The 18,056-nt window shown below is 63.7% G+C and carries 20 protein-coding genes; 11 read left to right on the forward strand and 9 right to left on the reverse strand.

The features are described 5' to 3' along the window. Positions 1-68: 68 nt before the first annotated feature. The gene (locus CAG44_RS12420; protein WP_085592995.1) at positions 69-659 is read right to left on the reverse strand and encodes an NAD(P)H-dependent oxidoreductase; all 591 of its coding nucleotides are present in this window, start codon (positions 657-659) and stop codon (positions 69-71) included. 154 nt (positions 660-813) lie between these two features. Here CAG44_RS12420 and CAG44_RS12425 point away from each other — a divergent pair, with 154 nt between their 5' ends. After that, a complete protein-coding gene (locus CAG44_RS12425) occupies positions 814-1,128 on the forward strand; it encodes a putative quinol monooxygenase (protein WP_003258316.1) in 315 nt (104 codons plus the stop codon). Here CAG44_RS12425 and CAG44_RS12430 read toward each other — a convergent pair. Further along, entirely contained in the window at positions 1,118-1,882 is a 765-nt protein-coding gene (locus tag CAG44_RS12430; protein ID WP_085692231.1) for a sulfite exporter TauE/SafE family protein, read from the reverse strand. The genes CAG44_RS12425 and CAG44_RS12430 overlap by 11 nt on opposite strands. Before the next feature lie 77 nt (positions 1,883-1,959). Here CAG44_RS12430 and CAG44_RS12435 point away from each other — a divergent pair, with 77 nt between their 5' ends. From CAG44_RS12435 to CAG44_RS12465, 7 genes are all read left to right on the forward strand, one after another. Continuing rightward, positions 1,960-2,841: a LysR substrate-binding domain-containing protein gene (locus tag CAG44_RS12435; protein WP_085692232.1), complete on the forward strand. Its 882-nt coding sequence runs from the start codon at positions 1,960-1,962 to the stop codon at positions 2,839-2,841. Between the two features lie 281 nt (positions 2,842-3,122). Next, the gene (locus CAG44_RS12440; RefSeq protein WP_085592989.1) at positions 3,123-3,728 is read left to right on the forward strand and encodes a CDP-alcohol phosphatidyltransferase family protein; all 606 of its coding nucleotides are present in this window, start codon (positions 3,123-3,125) and stop codon (positions 3,726-3,728) included. A gap of 30 nt (positions 3,729-3,758) precedes the next feature. Next, a complete protein-coding gene (locus tag CAG44_RS12445) occupies positions 3,759-5,513 on the forward strand; it encodes a bifunctional alpha/beta hydrolase/class I SAM-dependent methyltransferase (RefSeq protein WP_085692233.1) in 1,755 nt (584 codons plus the stop codon). Then, complete coding sequence (locus CAG44_RS12450; protein ID WP_085692234.1) at positions 5,514-6,977, forward strand: phosphatase PAP2 family protein; 1,464 nt, start codon at positions 5,514-5,516, stop codon at positions 6,975-6,977. Continuing rightward, positions 6,974-7,405 carry a hypothetical protein gene (locus CAG44_RS12455; protein WP_085692235.1) on the forward strand — a complete coding sequence of 144 codons (432 nt, stop codon included), beginning with the start codon at positions 6,974-6,976 and terminating at the stop codon, positions 7,403-7,405. Before CAG44_RS12450 ends, CAG44_RS12455 begins: the two co-directional genes overlap by 4 nt. A gap of 10 nt (positions 7,406-7,415) precedes the next feature. Further along, entirely contained in the window at positions 7,416-8,039 is a 624-nt protein-coding gene (locus CAG44_RS12460; RefSeq protein WP_025340660.1) for a lysophospholipid acyltransferase family protein, read from the forward strand. Between the two features lies 1 nt (position 8,040). Next, entirely contained in the window at positions 8,041-8,973 is a 933-nt protein-coding gene (locus tag CAG44_RS12465) for a phosphatidate cytidylyltransferase (RefSeq protein WP_015271818.1), read from the forward strand. 123 nt (positions 8,974-9,096) lie between these two features. On the opposite strand, the gene CAG44_RS12470 is transcribed toward CAG44_RS12465, so the two are convergent. After that, entirely contained in the window at positions 9,097-9,372 is a 276-nt protein-coding gene (locus CAG44_RS12470; protein ID WP_003258414.1) for a metal/formaldehyde-sensitive transcriptional repressor, read from the reverse strand. Between the two features lie 70 nt (positions 9,373-9,442). On the opposite strand from CAG44_RS12470, the gene dmeF reads away from it, so the two are divergent. Both dmeF and CAG44_RS12480 read left to right on the forward strand, forming a co-directional pair. Then, positions 9,443-10,384 carry a CDF family Co(II)/Ni(II) efflux transporter DmeF gene (gene dmeF / locus CAG44_RS12475; protein WP_085592979.1) on the forward strand — a complete coding sequence of 314 codons (942 nt, stop codon included), beginning with the start codon at positions 9,443-9,445 and terminating at the stop codon, positions 10,382-10,384. Positions 10,385-10,480: 96 nt separating this feature from the next. Beyond that, complete coding sequence (locus CAG44_RS12480) at positions 10,481-10,825, forward strand: cupin domain-containing protein (RefSeq protein ID WP_003258412.1); 345 nt, start codon at positions 10,481-10,483, stop codon at positions 10,823-10,825. Positions 10,826-10,975: 150 nt separating this feature from the next. Here CAG44_RS12480 and CAG44_RS12485 read toward each other — a convergent pair whose 3' ends face one another. From CAG44_RS12485 to CAG44_RS12495, 3 genes are all read right to left on the reverse strand, one after another. Then, a complete protein-coding gene (locus tag CAG44_RS12485) occupies positions 10,976-11,698 on the reverse strand; it encodes a CatB-related O-acetyltransferase (protein ID WP_085592977.1) in 723 nt (240 codons plus the stop codon). A 215-nt stretch (positions 11,699-11,913) separates the two neighbouring features. After that, on the reverse strand, positions 11,914-12,801 hold the full coding sequence (gene mmsB, locus CAG44_RS12490; protein ID WP_025340663.1) for a 3-hydroxyisobutyrate dehydrogenase: 888 nt from the start codon (positions 12,799-12,801) through the stop codon (positions 11,914-11,916). Positions 12,802-12,811: 10 nt separating this feature from the next. Continuing rightward, positions 12,812-14,338, reverse strand: coding sequence for a CoA-acylating methylmalonate-semialdehyde dehydrogenase (locus tag CAG44_RS12495; protein WP_085592975.1), 1,527 nt, complete (start codon positions 14,336-14,338; stop codon positions 12,812-12,814). 132 nt (positions 14,339-14,470) lie between these two features. Here CAG44_RS12495 and CAG44_RS12500 point away from each other — a divergent pair, with 132 nt between their 5' ends. Beyond that, a complete protein-coding gene (locus tag CAG44_RS12500; protein WP_085692236.1) occupies positions 14,471-15,421 on the forward strand; it encodes a LysR family transcriptional regulator in 951 nt (316 codons plus the stop codon). A 280-nt stretch (positions 15,422-15,701) separates the two neighbouring features. Here the strand turns inward: CAG44_RS12500 and CAG44_RS12510 are convergent, their stop codons facing one another. The 3 genes from CAG44_RS12510 to CAG44_RS12520 are packed head-to-tail and all read right to left on the reverse strand — an operon-like array spanning position 15,702 to position 18,032. Beyond that, entirely contained in the window at positions 15,702-16,193 is a 492-nt protein-coding gene (locus CAG44_RS12510) for an OmpA family protein (RefSeq protein WP_075046399.1), read from the reverse strand. A 4-nt stretch (positions 16,194-16,197) separates the two neighbouring features. Further along, positions 16,198-17,469, reverse strand: coding sequence for a diguanylate cyclase domain-containing protein (locus CAG44_RS12515; protein WP_085692237.1), 1,272 nt, complete (start codon positions 17,467-17,469; stop codon positions 16,198-16,200). Continuing rightward, the gene (locus tag CAG44_RS12520) at positions 17,466-18,032 is read right to left on the reverse strand and encodes a YfiR family protein (protein ID WP_085692238.1); all 567 of its coding nucleotides are present in this window, start codon (positions 18,030-18,032) and stop codon (positions 17,466-17,468) included. The genes CAG44_RS12515 and CAG44_RS12520 overlap by 4 nt, the downstream gene beginning before the upstream one ends. Positions 18,033-18,056: the final 24 nt, after the last annotated feature.

Here is an 18,056-nt window from a genome sequence, read left to right on the forward strand (position 1 = left end):
AAGTCCAGCGGTGCCTGTACGGGCCTCTTCGCGGGCTTGCCCGCGAAGAGGCCGGCACAGAGAAAACCTTACTGTGCCTTGCCGAACACCTTGTCCAGATGCGCCTCATAGGCCGCCAAAGCAGCCGGCACATCCGGCCGCTTCATCACATCCACTGCCAGGAAAGTCGGCAGCCCGGTCATGCCGAGGAACTGGTTGGCCTTGTGGAACGGGAAGTACACCGCGTCCACCCCCTTGCCCTCGAAGAAATCGCTCGGGTCGTCGAATGCCTGCTGTGGTGCATTCCAGGTCAGCGAAAGCATGTACTGCTTGCCGTGCACCAGGCCACCACTGCCGTACTTCTGCGAGTGGTCCGCACGGGTACGGCCGTCGTTGGCATACAAGCTACCGTGGCCGGCGGTGAACACCTCGTCGATGTACTTTTTAACGGTCCATGGCGCGCCCATCCACCAACCGGGCATCTGGTAGATCACCACATCGGCCCAGAGGAACTTCTCCACCTCTTCCTGGGCGTCGTAGCCACCGTCGATGAAGGTCTGGCGCACATCGAAACCGGCCCGGTCCAGATGAGCGATGGCCGCTTCGTGCAAGGTCGCGTTGAGGCGACCGTCGGAGTGAGCGAATTGTTTACCACCGTTGAGCAAAAGGATCTTCTTCATGGGGGCCTCGCGGAAAAGTCAGGCCGGCAGGTTAGGGGCTCGCAGGCGCGGGATACAGTAATGCATAGGCAAAATACAATTGATCTGAAGTCACGAATGAACAATACATTATTGCCTTAGAATCGCATCACCTCCCATCAACGAGTAGCGACCCATGAGTGAGCAGTACGCCTTCATCCTCAAAGCCAAGACCCGCCCGGAAATGGCTGAAGCGTTCGAAACCCTGTTCCGCGCCTACGTCGAGCCAAGCCGCCAGGAGCCGGGCTGCATCGAGTACCACATGCTGCGCGACAAGCAGGACCCGAGCCTGTTCGTGTTCTTCGAGGTCTGGGCCGACAAGGCCGCGCTGGATGTGCATTCGGCCCTGCCGCACATGACCGCGTTCTTCGAAAAGCGCATGGACTACCTGGAACGCGATTTCGACATCCAGATGATCGACATGCTCAGCGCATCAAGCGCTAACCGCTGATCAGCAAATGGCCGCCGAGTGCGGCCAGGCCGATGAAGAAGCAGCGTTTGAACAACTGCGCGCTGATGCGCTGACGCAGCCACTGGCCGGCCAGCATGCCGAGCAAGGCCGGCGCCAGCATCAGCAGCGAAGCACCCAGTGCCTGGCCACCCAGGGCATCCTGCCCGGCCAGGCCAACGGCCAAGGCCAGGGTCGAAACCGTGAATGACAGGCCCAGGGCCTGGATCATCTGTTCCCGGCTCAAACCCAAGCTCTGCAGGTAGGGCACCGCCGGTATCACGAATACCCCGGTCGCCGCCGTGACCACGCCCGTAACCAGCCCGCAAAGCGGCCCCGACCAACGCTCCCGCCCGGGCGCCAGGCGCAGGCCCGGGCCGACCAGCCCGTACAGCGCATACACCATCAAGGCCGCGCCCAGTGCATGTGCGGCCCAAGGGCCGCTGTTGATCCCCAGCCAGGCACTGCCCAGCAAGGTACCGACGAAGATCATCGCCAGCATTGGCCACAGGCGCGCCAACAAGCCCCGCAGGTGCCCACCGCTGGCCAGCTGCCACAGGTTGGTGAGGGTCGACGGCACGATCAGCAATGCCGCAGCCTGCGCCGGTGACATAGCCAGGCCCAGCAGGCCCATGGCGATCGTTGGCAGGCCGAGGCCGATCACGCCCTTCACCGCGCCGGCCAGCAGGAAGGTCAGTACCACCAGCAGCGACAGCGCTGGGCCAATGTTCTGGTAGAAAGCGAGCAAGGTATTCATGGGCCGATGATGGTGTGCGCCGGCCGGGGTGAAAATCTGCCATATACTCAGCCAGACTCTTGCCAGGACAGAGCCACATGCATTTCGACCTGATCGACCTCAGGCTGTTCCAGCACACCCTGGAGTGCGGCAACATCACCGCCGGTGCCAGCCGCAGCCATCTGTCGCTGGCAGCAGCCAGTGCGCGGATCCGCGCCATGGAGGCATCGCTGGGCATCCCTTTGCTGGAACGCAACCGCCGTGGTGTACAAGCAACTCCGGCCGGCCAGGCACTGCTGCAGCATGCCCGGCTGATATCGCAGCAGGTCGAGCGCCTGCAGTTCGACCTGGGCCAGTACGCGCAAGGGCAGCAGGGCCAGGTGCGCCTGCTGTGCAACACGGCGGCACTCACGGAGTACCTGCCGGAGCTGCTGGCCGGCTACCTGGCTGAAAACCCTGGAGTCAGCGTGGATGTGCAGGAGTTGCCGAGCCTGCGCATCGTGCAATCGATTACCCAAGGCATGGCAGACCTGGGCATCGTTTCGACCGCCGCACCCAGCGCGCACCTGCAGACCCGGCCGTTTCGCGAAGATCCGCTGGTGCTGGTAACGCCGCAGCGCCATCCGCTGGCCAACGAGGTCGCGCCGAGCTTCATCGATAGCCTGGCCCATGGCTATGTCGGCCTGGGGGCTGGCAGTGCACTGGCGTTGTACCTGGAAGAGCAGGCACTGCGCGAGGGGCGGCGCATGCAGGTTCGAGTGCGTGCCGAGGGGTTCGATGGCGTGATCCGCATGGTTGCGGGCGGGGCCGGGGTGGGGGTGGTGCCGCTGGCTGCGGTGAAACGTTGGCAAGGGGTGTTGCCGTTGCACTGGGTGGCGCTGACGGAACCATGGGCCAATCGCCGGTTGCTGGTGTGTGCACGCGATTTTGCGGCATTGCCGGGGTATGCCGCAGGGTTGGTAACCACCCTCACCCGCTGACGGAGTGGATGGCACGGGCTTCGCCCGTGTTCGCGGGCGGGCCCGCTCCCACAGGATATGTGGTATCTCTCGGATGGACGCTATACCTGTGGGAGCGGGCGAGCCCGCGAAGCAGGCACCGCGATTGATGGCACGGGCTTCGCCCGTGTTCGCGGGTGAACCCGCTCCCACAGGATATGTGGTATCTCTCGGATGGACACTATACCTGTGGGAGCGGGTTTACCCGCGAAGAAGGCTCACACACAATGGCGCCGTAACGACCCACCGAAAAGGACTTTCCAGTGGCATCGATCTACCAGCTCAAACCGCGCTTCCAGGCCATGCTCCGCCCTGCTGTCCAGCGCCTCTACGACCGCGGTGTCACCGCCAACCAGGTCACCGTCGCCGCCGCCCTGCTGTCAATCCTGCTGGGCCTGCTGCTGGCTGCCCTGCCCCATCTCACCTGGCTGTTCATCCTGATTCCAGTCTGGATGCTGCTGCGCATGGCACTGAACGCCGTCGACGGCATGCTCGCCCGGGAGTTCGGCCAGCAATCCACCCTCGGCGCCTACCTCAACGAACTGTGCGACGTGATCGCCGATGCCGCGCTGTACCTGCCCTTCGCCCTGCTGGCCGGTGTATCGCCAACCTTGGTCGTACTCGTGGTGCTCAGCGCCACCTTCAGCGAATACGCCGGTGTCATGGGCCCGCTGGCCGGCGCCTCACGGCGCTACGACGGCCCCATGGGCAAGAGCGACCGGGCGTTCGCCTTCGGCGTGCTGGGTACCGGTGTCGCCTTCGGCGTGCTGAACGGCGCCTGGATCAACGGCCTGTTGCTGGTCATCCTCGCACTCTCGCTCTATACCCTCTACAACCGGGTTCGCCAGGGGCTGGCCGAAACCCGCTGAGCCCACTGCCGTCGTAAAAGGATGTCGACCATGCGCCAAGCGCAAGCGCTACACTTCTCCACCCATGACGGCGTCGAGCTGCACTACCGTCACTGGCCTGCCACCCGTAACCAACACCAACCACGCCGGGCCGTGGTGATGTTCCACCGCGGCCACGAACACGGCGGGCGCATGGCCCACCTGGCCGATGAGCTAGACATGCCGGGCTACGATTTCTTCGCCTGGGATGCCCGTGGCCACGGCCAGTCGCCGGGCGCGCGCGGCGACAGCCCGGGGTTCGCCACCAGCGTGCGCGACGTGCAGACCTTCATCGAGCACATCCAGGCCCGCCATGGCATTGCCGAACAGGACCTGGTGGTGCTGGCGCAGAGCGTCGGGGCCGTGCTGGTCGCCACCTGGGCCCACGACTACGCGCCGAAGGTGCGCTGCCTGGTGCTGGCCTCGCCAGCGTTCAAGGTAAAGCTGTACGTGCCGTTCGCCCGCCCCGGCCTGAAACTGCTGAAGGCCCTGCGCGGCAACTTCTTCGTCAACAGCTACGTCAAGCCTCGCCTGCTCACCCACGACCCCGAACGGGTCATGTCGTATGTGGCCGACCCGCTGATCAGCCGGCCGATTTCGGTAACCATGTTGCTGGGCCTGTACGAAGCCGCCGACCGGGTGGTGGCGGATGCCCAGGCCATCCAGCTACCGACCCAGCTGCTGGTGTCCGGTGCCGACTTCGTGGTCGAACGCCAGCCGCAGGAACGCTTCTTCGAACGCCTGGGCAGTGCGCGCAAGGAAATGCACATCCTGCCAGGCTTCTTCCACGACACCCTTGGCGAGCGTGATCGTGCCCATGCCCTGCGCCGTATCGAGCGGTTCGTCGAACATTGCTTCGCCAGCCCCGCCGCCCTGCCGTCACTGCTCGATGCCGACGAGACCGGCGCCAGCTGCGCCGAGGCTGAAAGCCTGGCCGCACCGCTGCCGCGCAACTCGCCCCGCGACCTTTACTGGCGTGCCACCCGTGCCGGGCTGCGCCTGGGCAAGGGGCTGTCCGAAGGTGTGAAGCTGGGTTTCGATACCGGTTTCGATTCGGGCAGTACCCTGGACTACGTGTACCGCAACCAGCCGACCGGCAAAGGCAAACTTGGCCGCCTGGTCGACCAGAACTACCTCGACGCCATCGGCTGGCGCGGCATCCGCCAGCGCAAGCTGCACGTAGAGGAACTGCTGCGCCTGGCCATCGCCCGCCTGCGCGAACAGCAGCGGCCGGTGCACATCGTCGATATCGCCGCCGGCCATGGTCGCTACATCCTCGAGGCCCTGCAGGAGCACGAACAACTGCCGGACTCGATCCTGCTGCGCGACTACAGCGAACTGAACGTGCAGCAAGGCAACGCACTGATTGCCGAAAAGGGCCTGGCCGACATCGCCCGCTTCGTCCAGGGCGATGCCTTCGACCGCCAGAGCCTGGCCACCCTGGAACAACCACCGACTCTGGCCGTGGTCTCCGGCCTGTACGAACTGTTCGCCAGCAACCAGTTGGTAGGCAACTCGCTGGCCGGCCTGGCCGATGCGCTGGAAGATGGCGGTTACCTGGTCTACACCGGCCAGCCGTGGCACCCGCAACTGGAAATGATCGCCCGCGCCCTCACCAGCCACCGCGGCGGCGAGGCCTGGGTGATGCGCCGCCGCAGCCAGGCCGAAATGGACCAGCTGGTAGAGGCGGCGGGGTTCCGCAAGCTGGCCCAGCGCATCGATGAATGGGGCATTTTCAGCGTCAGCCTGGCACAACGGGTGCGCTGAATGAGCCCATCACGCGAGCCCGGGCTGATCCGCCGGGGCGTTTTCTGGCTTCTGCTGCTGGGGCCGCTGTTTTTCCTCAGCTACGGGCTGGCGAACAACCACACGGCCGGGCGCAGTGATGTCGGCAGCCTGGTGTTCGGCTGGGAAAGCCGCATGCCGTTGTGGCCGTGGACGATCATCCCGTACTGGTCGATCGACCTGCTCTACGGCTTGTCCTTCCTGCTGCCGCGCACGCGCCAGGAAATGGACCGGCACGCGCTGGCGCTGCTAACCGCGCAGCTGATCAGCGTCAGCTGCTTCCTGCTCTGGCCGCTGCGCTTCACCTTCGAGCGGCCGGAACTGGGCGGGGTGTTCGGCTGGATGTTCGATGTGCTGATGGGCTTCGACAAGCCGTTCAACCAGGCGCCTTCACTGCATATTGCCCTGCTGGTGATCATCTGGACGATGTTTGCCCGGCACGTGCAGCGCCAGCCCTGGCGTTGGCTGATGCATGGCTGGATGGCACTGATCGGGGTGTCGGTGCTGACCACCTGGCAGCACCATTTCATCGACGTGCCGACCGGGGCATTGGCGGGGTTCGTCTGCGTCTGGTTGTGGCCACATCAAGGGCAACTGCCCTGGCAGCAAGTGCGCCTTGCGCGGGATGCCAAGCGTTGGCGGTTGGCGTTGTTCTATACAGTGGGTGGGCTGCTGTGCGCAGTGCCTGCCGTTGCGTTGGGCGGCGCCTGGCTGTGGTTGAGCTGGCCGGCCGTGTCGCTGGCTTTGGTGGCGCTGAACTATGGCGTGCTCGGTGCAGGCGGGTTTCAGAAAGGCGCCGATGGGCGCTTATCGAATGCAGCCAGCTGGCTACTGGCGCCGTACTTGGTGGGGGCGTGGGTCAACTCGCGGTTGTGGACCTGGCGGCACCCGCAGGCGGATGAAGTGTGTGATGGCGTCTACCTTGGGCGGATTCCTGGGTGTGGCGCGCAGTTCGCTGCGGTGGTCGATTTGTGCGCAGAGCTACCGTGCATTGTTGGCCGCCCTGTCGCGGACACTTGTGGGAGCGGCCTTGTGTCGCGAAAGGGCCGCGAAGCGGACCCAGCAATATCTGCTGCGAAGCTGAAAATCTGGGGCCGCTTCGCAGCCCTTTCGCGACACAAGGCCGCTCCCACAGGATCCGCGTCAGCCGGTCAGGCAGCGCATGGCTACGCATGTTTTCCTACCCTGGACCTGATCGCCCCGGAAAGCCCATTGCTGCACCAGGCCGCCATCGCCATCGAACGCCTGCGCTCCCCAGGCCCGGTGCTGGTCTGTTGCGCCCTGGGCTATTCGCGCAGTGCCAGCGCCGTGGCCGCCTGGCTGGTGCTCACGGGCCGCTGCACTGATGCTCGCCAGGCCGAGGCGCTGATCCGCAAGGCCCGCCCCGGCGTGGTCCTGCACAGCGCACATCGCCAAGCCTTGCAACAGCTAGGGACACAACCATGACGCTGTACGTGGTGGCCAGCCTGCTGGGCCGTGGCAAACAACTGGAACGCCTGTCGGACGGCCTCACCCTGCTGGCCCTGGCCTACGGCCTGGCGCCCTTGCTGGGTGCACAGTTGCAACCAATGGCCAGCCTGCTGTGCATTGCGCTGCTGGTACTAGGCGTGCTGCACAAGTACTGGGCCATCCGTGTGGCCATCGATGCCCAACTGTTCGCCCGCCTCGCCGCTAGCCGCGACCTGGCGGCGGACACCTTGGCCCTGGACCGCGCCTTGTTCGAGCTGAATCTCAAACCGCAGGCCGCCGACTCCCGCGCCTGGCCTGCCCGCAGCCAGGCCGCGCTGGCCCTGTTACGCCGCCAGGCAGTGTGCCTGGGCCTGCAGCTATCGCTGGCCTTGGCTACCCTGCTGACACTGCCTTTGAAGGGATGACTACCGATCCATGCTCGCCAACCTGACCGCCTACCTCATCACTTCCGCCGCCCGCCTGATCACCGGCGCCCGCGCCCTGTGGCTGGGCTGCACGCCGCTGCCGGTGCAGCGCCTGTATTTCGCCAACCACAGCAGCCATGGCGACTTCGTACTGCTGTGGGCCTCGCTGCCACAACCGCTGCGCAAGCGTACCCGTCCGGTAGCCGGCGCCGACTACTGGGCCAAGCCGGGCATTCGCGACTTTCTCATCCGCAAGGTCTTCAATGGTGTGCTGATCAACCGGCAACACAGCGCCGGCCAGGGCAGCCCGTTGCAGCCGATCCTCGAAGCCGTGGCCCAGGGCGACTCGCTGATCTTCTTCCCGGAGGGCACTCGCAATCTCGGCGACGAGCCGCTGATGCCGTTCAGGAGCGGGCTGTACCACCTGGCAGCAGCCAACCCCGAAGTCGAACTGGTGCCGGTATGGATCGCCAACCTCAACCGGGTGATGCCCAAGGGCCGCGCCTTGCCATTGCCGTTGTTGTGCACATTGAGCTTTGGCGAGCCGCTGCACCTGCAGGCGGATGAAAGCAAGCAAGCCTTTCTCGAGCGGGCCAGCCAGGCCCTGCTGAACCTGGCCCCCAAGGATGCCTGAGATGGACGACAACACCCTTTCCCTGTTTGCCGGCATCGGCGCCCTGCTGCTGCTCGCCAGCGTGATCGGCCGCCTGCTCAAATGGCGCGCCGGCCCGGCACCGCACGCGGTGATCGACAACCTCAACGCCCGCATCAACGCCTGGTGGGTGATGGTACTGGTGATCGGCATCGCCTTCCTGTTCGGCAAGTACGGCGTGATCGTGCTGTTCTACGGCGTATCGTTCTATGCCTTGCGCGAGTTCATGACGCTCACCCCGACCCGGCGCAGCGACTACCCGGCACTGGTGGCGGCGTTCTATGTGGCGCTGCCGGTGCAGTACGTGCTGATCGCCATGGATTGGTACGGGTTGTTCAGCATCTTCATCCCGGTGTACCTGTTCCTGTTGCTGCCGATCCTGGCCAGCTTCGGCGGCGACACCACGCGCTTTCTCGAGCGCGCCTCGAAGGTGCAGTGGGGGCTGATGATCGCGGTGTACTGCGTGTCGTCGGTGCCGGCATTGATGACCCTGGACATCCCGGGTTACGAGGGCCGCAACCTGCTGCTGATTGCCTGGCTGATCCTGGTGGTGCAGATCAGCGACGTGCTGCAGTACGTGTGCGGCAAGCTGTTCGGCAAGCACAAGGTAGCGCCCAACCTGTCGCCATCCAAGACCGTCGAAGGCCTGGCCGGTGGCGTGGCACTGGCCACCTTGATCGGCGCCCTGCTGTGCTGGATCACCCCGTTCACCTTCTGGCAGGCCGCACTAATGGCGTTGGCGGTGAACGCCATGGGCTTCTTCGGCGGGCTGGTGATGTCGGCGATCAAACGCGACCGTGGGGTAAAGGACTGGGGGCACATGATCGAAGGCCACGGCGGCATGCTCGACCGCATGGATTCGGTGTGCTTTGCCGCGCCGGTGTTCTTCCACTTTGTGCGGTATTGGTGGGCGTAATCATACCCCCTGGGGGTATAGGGCCCCCTGTAGGAGCGGCCTTGTGTCGCGAAAGGGCCGCAGAGCGGCCCCAGGACTCCAGCAGTGGTGCACAAATTGCTGGGGCGTGCCTACCCACCTAATTCACTTGAGGTACGACCGCAGCAACGTCGCCACCTTGTCCGCCTCGTCCTGCCGCTCCTCGGCACTCAGCCCGTCCGCCACCAGGTGTTCGCGGATATGCCCTTCCATCACTTCGGCCATCAGCCCGTTCACCGCACCGCGGACGGCGGCGATCTGCTGCAGTATCGCCAGGCAGTCCTTGTCCTGCTCCAGCGCGGTCTCCAGGGCGGCGGCCTGGCCTTTGATCTTGCGCACCCGGGTCAGCAGCTGCTTCTTGCTCTTCAGGGTATGTGCCATTGGGTTTCACACCATGCTAGGTATACTGGGGTATAGTATAGTTCTCGACGTTCCGGGAGCATGATAAACCATGGCGACACAAACCTCAGACCGCTGGCAGCACAGCCACCAGTTCCATACCAGCAATCTGGGCGCCGAGCGCAAGACGCGCCTGGCCGTTTGGCTGACCGCGGTGATGATGGTGGCGGAAATTACCGGTGGCTGGTTCTTCAATTCCATGGCGTTGCTGGCCGACGGCTGGCACATGAGCTCCCACGCCCTGGCCCTGGGCCTGTCGCTGCTGGCCTATGCCGCCGCGCGGCGTTATGCCGGCGACCGGCGCTTTGCCTTCGGCACCTGGAAGATCGAGATTCTCGGTGGCTACTCCAGCGCCCTGCTGTTGCTGGGCGTGGCCGGGCTGATGGCATTCCAGTCGGTGGAGCGCCTGCTGGCACCGGGGCCGATCCATTATGACGAGGCGATCTTCATCGCCGCCGTGGGCCTGGCCGTCAACCTGATCTGCGCCTGGCTGCTGCGTGACGACCATCACCATCACGATCATCACCACCATGGCCACGACCATCATCATGACCATGGCCACCATCACCACGACCTGAACCTGCGCTCGGCCTACCTGCATGTGATGGCCGACGCCGCGACTTCGGTGCTGGCTATCGTCGCCCTGCTGGCCGGCAAGTACTGGGGCGCCGGCTGGCTCGACCCGGTCATGGGCCTGGTCGGTGCGCTGCTGGTGGCGATGTGGGCCCGCGGGCTGCTGCGCGATACCGGGCGAGTGCTGCTGGATGCGGAGATGGACGCGCCGGTAGTGGAGGAAATCCGCGAGGTGGTCGCGCAGCTGCCGGTGCCGGCCAGTATCACCGACCTGCACGTGTGGCGCGTGGGCAAGGACCAGTACGCCTGCATTCTCGGCCTGGCCGCCCGGGCCGAACTCAGCGCCGACAGCGTGCGCAAGGCCCTGGGCGTACACGAAGAACTGGCGCACATTACCGTCGAGGTCAACCGCCTGGCATAGCGCGACCAGACAGCTGGACGTCGAGCCCAGGCAACTGCGGCTCGGCCGATGGCCCTATGGTGACGAGTCATTCAGCCAGTCACCAGGAGTTGTGCCATGTCCGATTTCATCACCGTCCTGCGCGAAACCTGCCCGACGCCGGTCGTGGACGCCACCAAGTGGAAGCGCATCGGCGGCGATCCGCACACCGTCAACCTCAACGCCTATCTGTCGGCCGACGGCAGCAAGATCATGGGCACCTGGATCTGCACCCCGGGCAAGTTCGAGGTCAACTACGAGAAGTGGGAGTTCTGTCACTTCCTCGATGGCTACTGCATCATCACCCCGGAAGGCGAAGAGCCGAAGCACCTGAAAGCGGGTGATGTGTTCGTGATCGAACCGGGGATGAAAGGCACCTGGGAAGTGGTCGAGACCGTGCGCAAGTACTTTGTCTTTGCTTGATTCATAAGCGGACTTTGCCTGGTCATGTGGGATGCGCAAAAAGTCCCACATGACGCCGCTCAGGTTCAAGCATGATGATCAAAGGGGCCGCGGGTCGAATAAAATATCCTGCTGCAAGTATAACAGTGGCTTTCGGCGCATCGCCCTCGACTAGGAGTGGTCACTCTTCAAAGGTTTCACACCCTTCTGAGAAAGACAAACGACTCTGTAATTTACTTTGTCTCGTGAGGTACGACTTTCGATAGACCTCAGGAACTTTTCCGGTTCTGCCAGATTCAGCTCTCTCAAGGTAGCAGTATCCAAATCCCACCACTCGCTGTCCATGAGCCTGGCAATGATGTCTTCAGCATGTCGATACTTGATGACTTTTGCCGGATTCCCGCCCACGATCGCATACGGCGGCACATCACGCGACACCAAAGCCTGGGTCGCGATGATGGCTCCGGTCCCGACCTTCACGCCTGCAAGGACAGTGGCTCCGGCGCCAATCCATACGTCGTGACCTATCTGGGCAAGCGCTTCATCAGCTCGGTACTCCAGATTTCCTCCATCTTCATACTGAAATGGATGGGTACTTACCCAGGAGGATGGGTGTGTGTGTTTCTCTTGACCAATGACACAATCGGAGCCAATGGAGCAGAATCGACCTATGGAAGATACAAATGAAAGATGGGTACCACTTCTAATATAGGTGTAAGCACCAATCCCAACTTGGGAAGATCGGATTTTTATATGGCCCAGCTGAACATATTCCTCTAGATCAGCACGGGCATATTTACTGAATGTTGATGGCCCGGCAGCAATCTTACCCCCGTGAGACCTGACTATTCGCTTGTAACGAGCGGTTTTTATTGACTCTATTATCTTGAACATGAAGATGGCTCGGGTTTCCCTATCTGGAAACTATAGCAAATTGACATCTTAGGTTGAAGATGCTTGTTGCCTGGGCAAATGTCAGTAAACCCATCACAATACGTGGAATAAATCTGGCCGCCCGCCGGCAAAAAAAATCGCGGATCAGACGCCCTTCCCTCTGGTGCGCAGTTACAGAGGGAAGGCCGCTTGGCCCGCGATGAAGTCCTCGCTCGTCAATCTTTCTTGCGGTAACCCTCGACGATCGCCGAGAAGTCCTTGCCACCCTCGCCGCGCAGGCTCATGGCCTGGTACAGCTGCTGGGCCACAGCCCCCAGGATCACCGGTTGATGCGCCTGGCGTGCAGCCTCGGTGGCCAGCCCCAGGTCCTTGAGCATCAGCTCGGCGCCAAAGCCTCCGGTATAGCCACGCGATGCCGGCGCGGTTTCGATGATGCCCGGCCATGGGTTGTAGGTGTCCGAGCTCCAGCAACGCCCGGTCGAACTGTTGATGATGCCGGCCAGCACTTTGGTGTCGATGCCCAGCGCATTGCCCAGGGCCATGGCCTCGGACACGCCGATCATCGAGATGCCCAGCAGCAGGTTGTTGCAGATCTTGGCGATCTGCCCTGTGCCGACTTCACCGCAGTGCACGATGTTGCGGCCCATCTGCTCCAGTACCGGCTTGAGGGTGGCAAACAGCTCGGTGCTGGCGCCGACCATGAAGGTCAGGGTGCCTGCCGCCGCGCCGCCGGTGCCACCGGACACCGGCGCATCGCCCATGTCCACGCCCTTGGCCGCTGCGGCCTTGGACACATCACGCGCAGTCTGCGGGTCGATGGTGCTGCAATCCACGGTCGGCGTGCCGGGGCGAATGCCGGCCAGCACGCCGTCTTCGTTCAGGTACACGCTGCGCACATGGGCAGCAGCCGGCAGCATGGTGATCACCAGCTCGCTGTTGGCCGCCGCGTCCTTTGGCGAAGGGCTGATCTGCCCGCCCAGTTCTGCCAGCTCGGCCAGCACGGCCTTGTTCAGGTCGAACAGGTTCAGTTGGTGCCCGGCCTTGATCAGGTTGCGGGCCATGGGTGCGCCCATGTTGCCGAGCCCGATGAATGCGATACGCATGACTCTCTCCTTAGCGCAGGCTGATGGTGGTGTTCACACCGTCGTTGACGCTGTCATCATCGAACCAGCGGGCGGTGACGGTCTTGGTCTGAGTGTAGAACTGCACCACTTGCTTGCCGTACGGGCCGAGGTCGCCGAGCTTGGAGCCACGCGAACCGGTGAAGCTGAAGAACGGTACCGGGACCGGGATCGGGATGTTGATGCCGACCTGGCCGATGTCGATTTCGCTCTGGAACTTGCGCGCTGCCGCGCCGCTCTGGGTGAACAGGCCGGTGCCGTTGCCGAACGGGTTGGCGTTGACCAGGGCGATGGCCTCGTCGAGGGTATCGACTTCCAGGGTCACCAGCACGGGGCCGAAGATTTCCTGGGTGTAAACCTGCATGTCGGTCTTCACGCCCGAAAACAGGGTCGGGCCGATGAAGTTGCCTTGCTCGTAGCCCGGCACCGTGACGTCACGGCCGTCGAGTTCCAGCTTGGCGCCTTCCTTGATGCCACTTTCGATCAGGCCCAGCACACGCTCCTTGGCGCGCTTGGAAACCACCGGGCCGACATCGGTGCCTGGCTCGCAACCGGCATTGACCTTGAGCTTGCTGGCCGCGTCCTTGATATCCGGCAGCCATTCGCGAGCCTTGCCCACCAACACCGCCACCGAGGTGGCCATGCAGCGCTGGCCTGCTGCACCGAAGGCGGCACCGACCAGGGCGTTGACGGTTTGCGTGCGGTTGGCATCGGGCAGCACCACGGCGTGGTTCTTGGCGCCCATCATCGACTGAACGCGCTTGCCGTGCTGGCTGCCCAGGTTGTACACGTGAGTGCCCACTTCGGTGGAGCCGACGAAGGAAATCGCCTTGATGTCCTGGTGGGTGCAAATGGCATCCACCACTTGCTTGCCGCCGTGCACCACGTTGAGCACGCCAGCCGGTATGCCGGCTTCCAGCGCCAGTTCGACCAGCAGCATGGTCGACAGCGGGTCTTGCTCGGACGGCTTGAGCACGAAGGTGTTGCCGCAGACGATGGCCATGGGGAACATCCACAGCGGGATCATCGCCGGGAAGTTGAACGGTGTGATGCCGGCGCATACTCCGATCGGCTGGCGCAGGGTATAGGTATCGACGCCGCCGGCAACGTTCTCGGCGAATTCGCCCATCTGCAGGGTGCCGATAGAGGCGGCGTGCTCGACCACTTCCAGACCGCGGAAGATATCGCCTTCGGCGTCGGCCAGGGTCTTGCCCTGCTCGGCACTGAGGACCTGGGCGATGCGTTTGGTGTTTTCGCGGATCAGCGCCTGCAGCTTGAGCATGATGCGCATGCGCGCGCCGATCGGCGTGTTACGCCAGGTCTGGAAAGCGCGGTGGGCAGCGGCGACGGCTGCGTCGACTTCTTCGACGGTGGCGAACGGTACGCGCGCCAGCACCTCTTGGGTGGCCGGGTTGACGATGTCGCGCCATTCGGTGGTCGTGGACTCGACCCATTGGCCGTCGATCAGCAGCTTGACCTGCTCGATTTTGGTCTGGGTAGGGGATTGCGGTGCGTTCATCTGCGTTCTCCTTGGAATTATTGTCGGGACGAGATCGCCAGCGCCGTGCAAACGCGAGGTGGCGTCCTGAGGCTTGTTTCGAGTATAGATGTGCAAACATCCAACAAGAACGCACAAAAAAACCGGATCATCATGCAAAAAGACCTCACATCCCTGAGCGCGCTCAACTGGGACGACCTGAAGTTTTTCCTTGAAGTGGCGCGTACGCGCAAGGCCAGCAGCGCCGCCAAGCGCCTGAGCGTGGACTACACCACGGTGTCGCGGCGCATCAGCTCGCTGGAGGGGGCGCTGGGCACCTTGCTGTTCGAGAAGTCCCGGACCAACGGCTTTGTCCTCACCGCCGAGGGCCAGCGCCTGCTGGGTTATACCGAGTCGATCGAGAGCACGCTGCACATGGCTTGCGAGCAGGTGTCCGGCTCGGGTGTGGCGTTGTCGGGGCATGTGCGCATGGGCTGCACCGAAGGCTTCGGCAGCTTCTTCGTCACCCCGCAGCTAAGCCACTTCGTCGATGCCTACCCGGCGATTTCGGTGGATATCCTGCCGCTGCCGCACTTCATCAGCCTGTCCAAGCGCGAGGCAGACATCGTCATCGCCCTGGAGCGGCCGGAGCATGGGCCTTATGTGTGCTGCAAGCTGTGCGACTACCGCTTGCGGCTTTACGCGACCCAGGGCTACCTGGACAGCCATGCACCGATCAACCAGATCGCGGACCTGGCCAGGCACCCGTTCATCAGCTACGTGGACGACCTGGCGTTCAGTTCGGAGCTGCTGTACTTGGCCAACCTGATCCCCAGCGCCAGCGCGCATTTGCGCAGTACCAGCGTGATTGCGCAGTACACGGCAGCGTTACAGGGGCGTGGGCTGGCGATCTTGCCGTGCTTCCTGGCGGCGCAGGACCCGCGGCTGGTGACGGTGTTGCCGGAGGAGATCGAGGTGACACGACAGTTCTGGATGTATTGCCGGGAGGATTTGCGCAAGTTGAAGCGGATAACCCTGTTGTGGGATTACATTCGCGGGGTGACGGAGGCGAATGCGCCGTTGTTGATGGGCGAGACCCGAGAGATGCGGTTTGCTCAGGAATAAGGGGGCTGCGTTGCAGCCCATCGCCGGCAAGCCAGCTCCCACGGGTGCAGCGTTGATCTCGAGGTTGTCGCTGTACCTGTAGGAGCGGCCTTGTGTCGCGAAAGGGCTGCAGAGCAGCCCCGGCAATTTGTGCATCTGCGCTGAAACCCCGGGGGTAACACAGATAATGTGGGAGCGGGTTTACCCGCGAAGCAGACAACTCGGTGCATGGCACCGGCTTCGCCGGTGTTCGCGGGTGAACCCGCTCCCACAGGGATATCTGATAGCCCGTAGGCTGTGGTCAGTAGGAAGCCACCACAATGGACACCCGACGGTTCTCGGTACGCCCGGCGCTGGTGCGGTTGTTCGCCACCGGCTGACTACTACCCAGCCCGCGGGACTGGATGTTCTGCGCCGGCATGCCTACCCCGACCAGCGCCCTGGCCACGCTCTGCGCGCGGCGCTCGGACAGCTGCTGGTTATACGCCGCCTTGCCGGATGAGTCGGCATGCCCATCCACCCGCACGCCCTGGATGCCAACGCCGAGCAGCGCCTTGCCAATGCGTTCGACAATCGCCTGGCTCTGGCTGTTGAGGCTGTCCAGGTCGCTGCCGAACAGCACCTTGCCGGACAAATCGTAGGCCCAGCCTTCGTCGGTCGGGGTAAAGCCTTCACGCTTGAGCACGGCAATCTGCTCGGCGGTCAGGCCTTTGGGCGGAGCGCTCTGGCAGCCGGTCAGCGCCAACACGGCGAGCAACAAGGCCCAAAGGGGGAAACGCAAAGCCTGTATCACGGGTTCAACTCCTGTTCTTGATTTCGCTGGCGGACCGTTCCGTCTGCGCCATTTGCCAGTGACCACGGCGTTTGCGCTTGGCCTGGTACATCGCTGCATCGGCGGCATTCAGAAGACTGGCAGGGTCAGCGCCGTCATCCGGGTAATAGGCAATACCGACACTCAACGAGGTGGCGATACTGCGACCGCTGTCCAGCTGCACCGGCAACTTCATGCTGGCAACGATCTTCTCGGCAATGTGCTCGGCGTCCTGGCGCGAATGCAAAGGCGTCAGCAGCACGGCGAACTCGTCGCCACCCAAACGCGCCACCAGGTCGTGCTCGCGCAGTTGGGCACGCACGCGGTCGGCCACGCTGATCAGCACTTCATCGCCCACCGCATGGCCGAGGGTGTCGTTGATCTGCTTGAAGTGGTCGCTGTCGAGAAACAGCAACGCCAGGTGATCTTGCTGCCGTTCTGCATTGCGCACACTGCGGCTCAGGCGCCCCTCGAAGAATGCGCGGTTGGGCAGGCCGGTCAGGCTGTCGTGGCTGGCCTGGTGGGCCAGGGTCTGGTTTTCGCTCTGCAGGTGGCTGTGCCATACCTCCAGCTCATCCAGCAGGGCGTTGAAGTCATTGCCCAGTTCGTTGAGCTCGGCAATCGGCGCTTCCGGTACGCGCCGGTCGAAACTGCGCTCGCGGCGGGCGGCGTGGGCGACACTGGCCAGGCCACGCAGCGGGCGGACGATATCGCTGAGCAGACGCCGCGACAGGTATTGGGCAGCCAGGGCGCTGAGCACCGTGCAGAACAGGATGCCGGTAAGCCCGCTGAACAGGAACAGCAACAGGCTTCGCCCCTGGCCAACCAGCTCGATGCGCCCGACCTGCTGTTGCTGGTGCGTGATCGGCAGGTTGATCGGCTCATCCAGCAAGGCGGTGGCCACCTGCGCCTCCAGCCGCGCGAGCACGCCGGTATCGCTGCGCTGCCAATGCGCCAGTTGTTCGCCTTCGTTGTTGAAGACCCTGGCTTCGGCCACTTCCTCGGTACTGGCAATCAGCGCCAGCGACTCATTGGCCGCAGCGCTGTCGTCAAACACCACCGCCGCTTCCACGGTGTAGCTGATCGAGCGGGCGATCAGGTGCAGGTTGTCGTTGGCGTAGACACGCAGGGCGAGCACGCCCAGCAGGGTCAGGGATATGCCGGCCAGGCCCACGGCGAGCAAGGCGACGCTGAGATGGCCACGGCCCAGCACCGAGCGCAGGGTCGGGCGCACGCCGCGCTTGCGGGTTGGTTTCATGGTTGCACCGCCCGGCGCCGCGACAATTGCAGCACGCTGGGGTGAATGCGCACGCCGGAGCGTGCCACCGAGTCCAGGTTGACTTCAAAGGCTACCTGCTGGTCGCTGACCCGCAAGCAGAACAGGCTGCCGACCGTGCACGGGTCGTCCGCCTCGCTGATGCTCAGCACCGGGTGGCCACTGACGCGCTCGAACAGCCGGTCGCGCTGGCCCTGGTCGAGTTTGCCGATGTAGATGGCGTCGCAGGCCTGGGCGACCTGGCTATCGTCTGCCAGCAGCCGCCGCACCTGCAGCGGTCGGCCAGACTTCTGCACATGGCCTTTGATCAGGTCATCGGCGTATTCGGTCGGGCCGACCAGGCACAGGCGCAAGGGCGAGGGTACGACGGGCCAGCGGGCGTAACTGAAGATGCCCAGCACCACCTGGGTGACGGCCTTGGCACGTTGCTCCGCCTGGGCGGCAGTTATGGCGGGGTCTGCCTGGGCCGGGCCTGCGGAAAGGAACAGGGCGGCCAGCAATAGCGAAAGCGCACATCTCGTCACTCGCCTTGCGGCCACTTTCATGTGGGAAATCTCTTAAGGTCCTTT

It is taken from the genome of Pseudomonas sp. B13(2017) (assembly GCF_002113245.1).
GTDB classification, from domain to species: domain Bacteria; phylum Pseudomonadota; class Gammaproteobacteria; order Pseudomonadales; family Pseudomonadaceae; genus Aquipseudomonas; species Aquipseudomonas putida_Z.